The organism is Pseudoalteromonas sp. S1650, assembly GCF_005887195.1.
GTDB classification, from domain to species: Bacteria; Pseudomonadota; Gammaproteobacteria; order Enterobacterales; family Alteromonadaceae; genus Pseudoalteromonas; species Pseudoalteromonas simplex.
This window is the reverse complement of the sequence record NZ_PNDF01000075.1, coordinates 1-4,798: the sequence shown is the minus strand read 5'-3', so window position 1 is coordinate 4,798 and position 4,798 is coordinate 1. Positions and strand designations below refer to the sequence as shown.

The 4,798-nt window shown below is 40.3% G+C and carries 6 protein-coding genes; all 6 read left to right on the top strand.

The window, feature by feature from the left end:
* Positions 1-281: 281 nt before the first annotated feature.
* Genes CWB80_RS18635 through CWB80_RS18610 form a run of 6 tightly spaced genes read left to right on the top strand, consistent with a single transcriptional unit; the run spans position 282 to position 4,639 of the window.
* Positions 282-647: a hypothetical protein gene (locus CWB80_RS18635; RefSeq protein ID WP_138601322.1), complete on the top strand. Its 366-nt coding sequence runs from the start codon at positions 282-284 to the stop codon at positions 645-647.
* Between the two features lie 3 nt (positions 648-650).
* Positions 651-947 (top strand): type IV conjugative transfer system protein TraL, encoded by a 297-nt coding sequence (locus tag CWB80_RS18630; RefSeq protein ID WP_138601325.1) that lies wholly within the window; start codon positions 651-653, stop codon positions 945-947.
* Between the two features lie 9 nt (positions 948-956).
* Positions 957-1,667, top strand: a complete 711-nt coding sequence (locus CWB80_RS18625) for a TraE/TraK family type IV conjugative transfer system protein (protein WP_138601327.1) — start codon at positions 957-959, stop codon at positions 1,665-1,667.
* Complete coding sequence (locus CWB80_RS18620) at positions 1,668-2,801, top strand: TraK domain-containing protein (protein ID WP_138601330.1); 1,134 nt, start codon at positions 1,668-1,670, stop codon at positions 2,799-2,801.
* 11 nt (positions 2,802-2,812) lie between these two features.
* Positions 2,813-4,201, top strand: a complete 1,389-nt coding sequence (locus tag CWB80_RS18615) for a TraB/VirB10 family protein (RefSeq protein ID WP_138601333.1) — start codon at positions 2,813-2,815, stop codon at positions 4,199-4,201.
* A gap of 3 nt (positions 4,202-4,204) precedes the next feature.
* Entirely contained in the window at positions 4,205-4,639 is a 435-nt protein-coding gene (locus CWB80_RS18610; protein WP_055022199.1) for a hypothetical protein, read from the top strand.
* Positions 4,640-4,798 lie beyond the last annotated feature (159 nt).

The following is a 4,798-nucleotide window of genomic DNA, read 5'->3' as shown; positions in this document are numbered from 1 at the left end:
GCGGGGGGTGTTTGGTTGTAATTAAGCAGTACATTGAAAATCAAAACACACCGCCAAGTGAAAGAGCCGTAAAAACTTCACGCGCTTTAAGTCAGAAAAAAGACTAGTTACCTCTTACTTGACTCGCCCTTGAAAGGGTGAGATTGCGCAAGCCTAATGTTCAGAATCGAGTTCCTTAATTTTTATTCAAATTTAAATAAAAATCCGGCTTTATGCTGTTTTTAAGAGTTTAAGATTAATTCGACTTTAACGTTGAACATTAACTCTTAAGAGGTTTAAAAATGGAACTAACCAACCAATCAAACATTGTTGAAGCACCAACAATCACTAAAAAAATGTCTACTGCTAAAAAAGCGACCATCTCACTGATGGTAATCTCTTTAGCTCTATTAATTTCACAAGGCGTAATGGCTGCGGCCCCCACTTCTGGTGACTTCCTTTACGGAGTTTACAATGAAGTAGTTGGCTGGTTAACCGGCGCACCTGGCATCATCATTTCAATTTTCACATTTGGCTTTGCTGCTTTCCAAGGCATTATGAAGCAGAACTATGCTACTTGTGTGGGTGCATTCCTTATCGCACTGCTATTTGCAAATGCACAAGATGCTGTTGAGTACTTCCTAACTGCTTCAGTTGGAGTGCTTTAAAACATGGAAACGCCCAATCGCTACCGCTGTAAGACCCACATCAACCAACCGTTATTAATCTTGTTTGTATTTACTAAAGAACAAGTAATACCGTTGATGGCCGCGGTAGCGATTGGCATGGTGACAAAACAGACCTTTATCCTTGTATGCCTAGCCATGGCATACATTTATATCTCTCAAAAGGTTAAAGGCCGATTCCCAAAAGCCTATGTTAAACACAAGCTTTGGTCTTATGGGTTCATCTTAACCAATCACAGCAAATCAATTGCAGATCCAGTAAAACGTTCATACCACCGCTAAGGCAAGAAAATGCTTGATGATAAATCCGCTTCAGTTCGAAGCTTCAAATCGATGGTTGCATCTAACAACATAAGCCGAGTAGCTAACCTATTTTTATCCATTACAGTTGCTCTAAGCGCTTTAACACTGTTTTTCAAAGACAGTGAAGTCGTTGTCATCCCAGAACAGAATTACTTTGGTGAGCTTACAATTCAAGGCGATAAAGCTAACCAGAATTACCAACAAGCATGGGCCTACAGCGTTTCTACTCTAATAGGTAACATTAACTCGCAAAATATCGACTTTGTAAAAAAGATAATGATGAAAATGTTATCTCCACAACTACAAGTTGAAATCGAGCCAATGCTAGATAAGCAAGCTGAAATGATAAAAATGCGTGATATACGACAAGTTTTTATTGCCGACGACCTAATTCATGAGCCTGAAACTGATTTAATCACCATTTGGGGCCAAAAAATCACTTTTATTGGTGGAGAACCTAAAGCAGATACGAAGTGGAGCTACGAATTTAAGATCACCGCTAGAAATGGAAGACCTAAAATGACCCACTTAGATCAATATCCGGGCACCCCAAGAAAGCGAAAACAAGCAATGGAAGCGCGTGGCGATGCTGAACCGGGAACTTTAGAGTCGCAACCTTACTATGACAGTGAACTAGAGATAGGGGTGCTAGAAGCTGCAAAAGATCTGAAAGCGAAAGAACAACAGGAGAGCAACTAGATGAAAATGAAATCAATACTTTTAGCCATTGGTTGTGCGTCTAGTACATTCACCTTCGCTAATGATGCAACTGAAAATCCAAGCGATACATTCAAGCTACCAACAGAGGTAGTAAATGAACAACCTATTCCGGTTACAAAGCAAGCTATATTCGAAGCGGCAAAAAACGGTATTAAATTAGATAGTCGAAGCGAGCCTGTAATGAAAACAGTCTCCCCTCAAGATGAAATCAATCAAATTGCCGATAACGTAAAACCAAACGGAATGATGAATGAAGCTGATTTTGACCAGTACCAGCAGCCACAAACTGCACAGTCAATTCGTTCAGGTAATGGGTACTCATTCCTAGATATCGTTAAATCAAAATACAAGCCAACCCAAAACCTTAGAAATCTTGAACCGGGCGCTAATATCGCTGTACCTGTAGCTGTCGGCTTGACGAATCCAATCATAACTAATTTTAAGATGGTTGCTGCTAGAACCCATGACGAAGAATCAGTCATTGAATTAGAAGATGGCCGTTTATACATCACTTTAAACTCACTTAAGCCTGTTGCTTTAATGTTGTTTGAAGAAGGTGTTCCAGAGTCAATGATTAACCTTACATTGGTACCAATGGAAGCGATGCCGGTTGTTGTAAATGTCGATGTGAATCTTTCAAAAACGATGCAATACAAAGGCGCAAACCACAGAGCGGAAATAAAAGAGCAAGAAGCTTTAGCTGAAGCGTCTTTAACTGAAGGCCACGTCGCAAATGTTGAAACAGATCGAGTAGCGCGTATTAAGCAAATTCTAAAACCTGTTGGTAAAGGTGAAATACCACAAGGTTTTTCACTTTCTCATGATGTATCAAAAGCGATGCACCAACCTTGCGGATTAACCATTAGTCAGCAAGTACTACAGCGAATTGTCGGTCCAAGAGAAGTTGTTGATGTAGTCAGAGTCCAAAATACAACTACACGCCCCTATACAATTCGTGAACAAATGTGCGAGTCACGTGATGTTATGGCCGTTGCCATTTACAACAAATCACTACTTCAACCTGGCGAAGCAACAGAAGTTTATATCCTGCGAGACAAATTGCGCCAAAGCATTGTTAACACTAACTCTAAACGTCCTCGTGTAATCAACTAAGGCTGGTGGAAATGAGCATTAAAAAACAATGGGAAAATCCCAAAGTTAGAAAGTTTGCAGCAATACTGGTGATTATTCCTATTGCGTTCTTTGGTTATAAGTCGATGTCTTCTAATGATAATAAAACCAGTTTGCAGGACAGAATTGCAGCAAGACAAGCTGAAGACCGCCTTGATGGAAAGGGTAAAGTACGCGGGCTATTTGATTCAGAAAGCATTGCTAACATCGATAAAAACGAATTCGACGAAATCTATGATAAGTCTGTAGACTCAATTCGCAGAAAAGAACGTGAGGTATATACAGAAAAAGAGCGTGTACTTGAGATGGTTCAGCAACAGCAGCAAAGCATTGATGACCTGACGCTAAAATTGAAAGATTACGAGCGCCAACTGGAAGTGCGCGATAGAGCATATGCAAACACCCAACATAATAGACAATCAAATGGTGGCTCACGCTCAAATTACAACACTTCATACTCTGGTGCAGAGCAAGGGCAACAAGCTATAGCTGATGCACCACAACAGTACGATGAGAGGGTCTTTGACAGAACCCCTACTCAGCTTGTTACTGCAAAACCATACATCGAAGGCCGTGTAATTAGAACTATTACCCAACGCAGCGTTCGAAGTATTAAGAGTTCGGGTGTTGTTGAAGAAAAGCAGCAAAAAGATTTGTTGATCACACAACAAAGTCTAAAACCTGAAAAAGAGGTCCAAAAGAAAAGCGATCCAAATGAAGGTGGACTAATTGATTCTGACGAGGGTGTTGTTTACTTGCCTGCAGGCTCATTTTTCTCTGGTGTTTTACTTACTGGTTTGGATGCTCCAACACAGCTTGCAGCCAAGTCTTCTCCTATGCCGGTTGTAATCCGAGTTAAAAAAGAAGCTATCTTACCTAACCATTTCACTTTAGATATTCGCGAGTGTCACGTTATTGGCCAAGCAATCGGGGATTTATCAAGCGAAAGAGCGCATATCCGAGCACAATCAATTACATGTGTACGTAATGACGGTAAGAGTGTTGAAAGCGCGATTCAAGCGAATGCAGTTTCTGACTTTGATGGCAAACTTGGTATAGCCGGCAGACTTGTAAGCAAAAATGGCAACCTCTTAGAAGGCTCTATGGCAGCTGGATTTATGAGTGGCATTTCTAAAGCTGTTGCACCTCAACGAACTACATCAATCAATACGTCTGGTGGTGATAGAGCGGTATGGGAATCAGTAGACTTAGGCTCCGTTGCTTCCGCTGGTGTGTTCCAAGGCTCAGCTGATGCTATGGATAGACTAGCTGAATACTACATCGCTTTAGCAGAACAGATTCACCCTGTAATTGAGATATCACCGGGACGTTCAATTACATTCGCTGTGCTATCTGGCACTAAACTCAAATTAGGTGATTAAACAATGAATGACTATATAAAAATGATTCTAATAAGCCTAGTTATGTCAGCCTTAGCATTTTCCGCCGGTGTATCTTACACAAAAGCAGTAAGCGAAAAATCGATGATTGAGATAACTGATTTACTTGCAGGTTATGCGAAAGTTCAAACGTTTAATCCAGAAGAGATTTCAAAGCGCATTACATCAGAGGGGGCTACACCTGCAGAGCTGGCATCTTATATCGAGCGTTATATTAAACTCCATCAGCTCAAAGGGGTAATGCTTATTGATGAAAGTTATGTAGTTGCAAAGCCTAATTTCTCATCATCTGCTACGCTTACTATGAGCGAGCTAAATAACCTTAGTGAAAAGTACAATATTAAAACTGAAATAGATTATGGCTCACTCCTTAGTGAATTCAATAAAACAATTAAAAGCGCCAAGAATTACACAAATTAGATCCCAACTAAAAACCGCCTCATCATTTTGTAGGCGGTTTTTTTTGATCTATGTCCTATTTTTGATATCAAATTCCTTGAATTTACATCAGGTATTCATTAACTGAGAGAGCAATTAAAAAACAACGCGATAGCTTACTCGCGAATTCAACCCCGAAGT

Excerpts from the sequence above, each read along its gene's own strand:
- CWB80_RS18635 (WP_138601322.1), top strand. The coding sequence starts at position 282 with ATGGAACTAACCAACCAATCAAACATTGTTGAAGCACCAACAATCACT.
- CWB80_RS18620 (WP_138601330.1), top strand. The coding sequence starts at position 1,668 with ATGAAAATGAAATCAATACTTTTAGCCATTGGTTGTGCGTCTAGTACA.
- CWB80_RS18630 (WP_138601325.1), top strand. The coding sequence starts at position 651 with ATGGAAACGCCCAATCGCTACCGCTGTAAGACCCACATCAACCAACCG.
- CWB80_RS18610 (WP_055022199.1), top strand. The coding sequence starts at position 4,205 with ATGAATGACTATATAAAAATGATTCTAATAAGCCTAGTTATGTCAGCC.
- CWB80_RS18625 (WP_138601327.1), top strand. The coding sequence starts at position 957 with ATGCTTGATGATAAATCCGCTTCAGTTCGAAGCTTCAAATCGATGGTT.
- CWB80_RS18615 (WP_138601333.1), top strand. The coding sequence starts at position 2,813 with ATGAGCATTAAAAAACAATGGGAAAATCCCAAAGTTAGAAAGTTTGCA.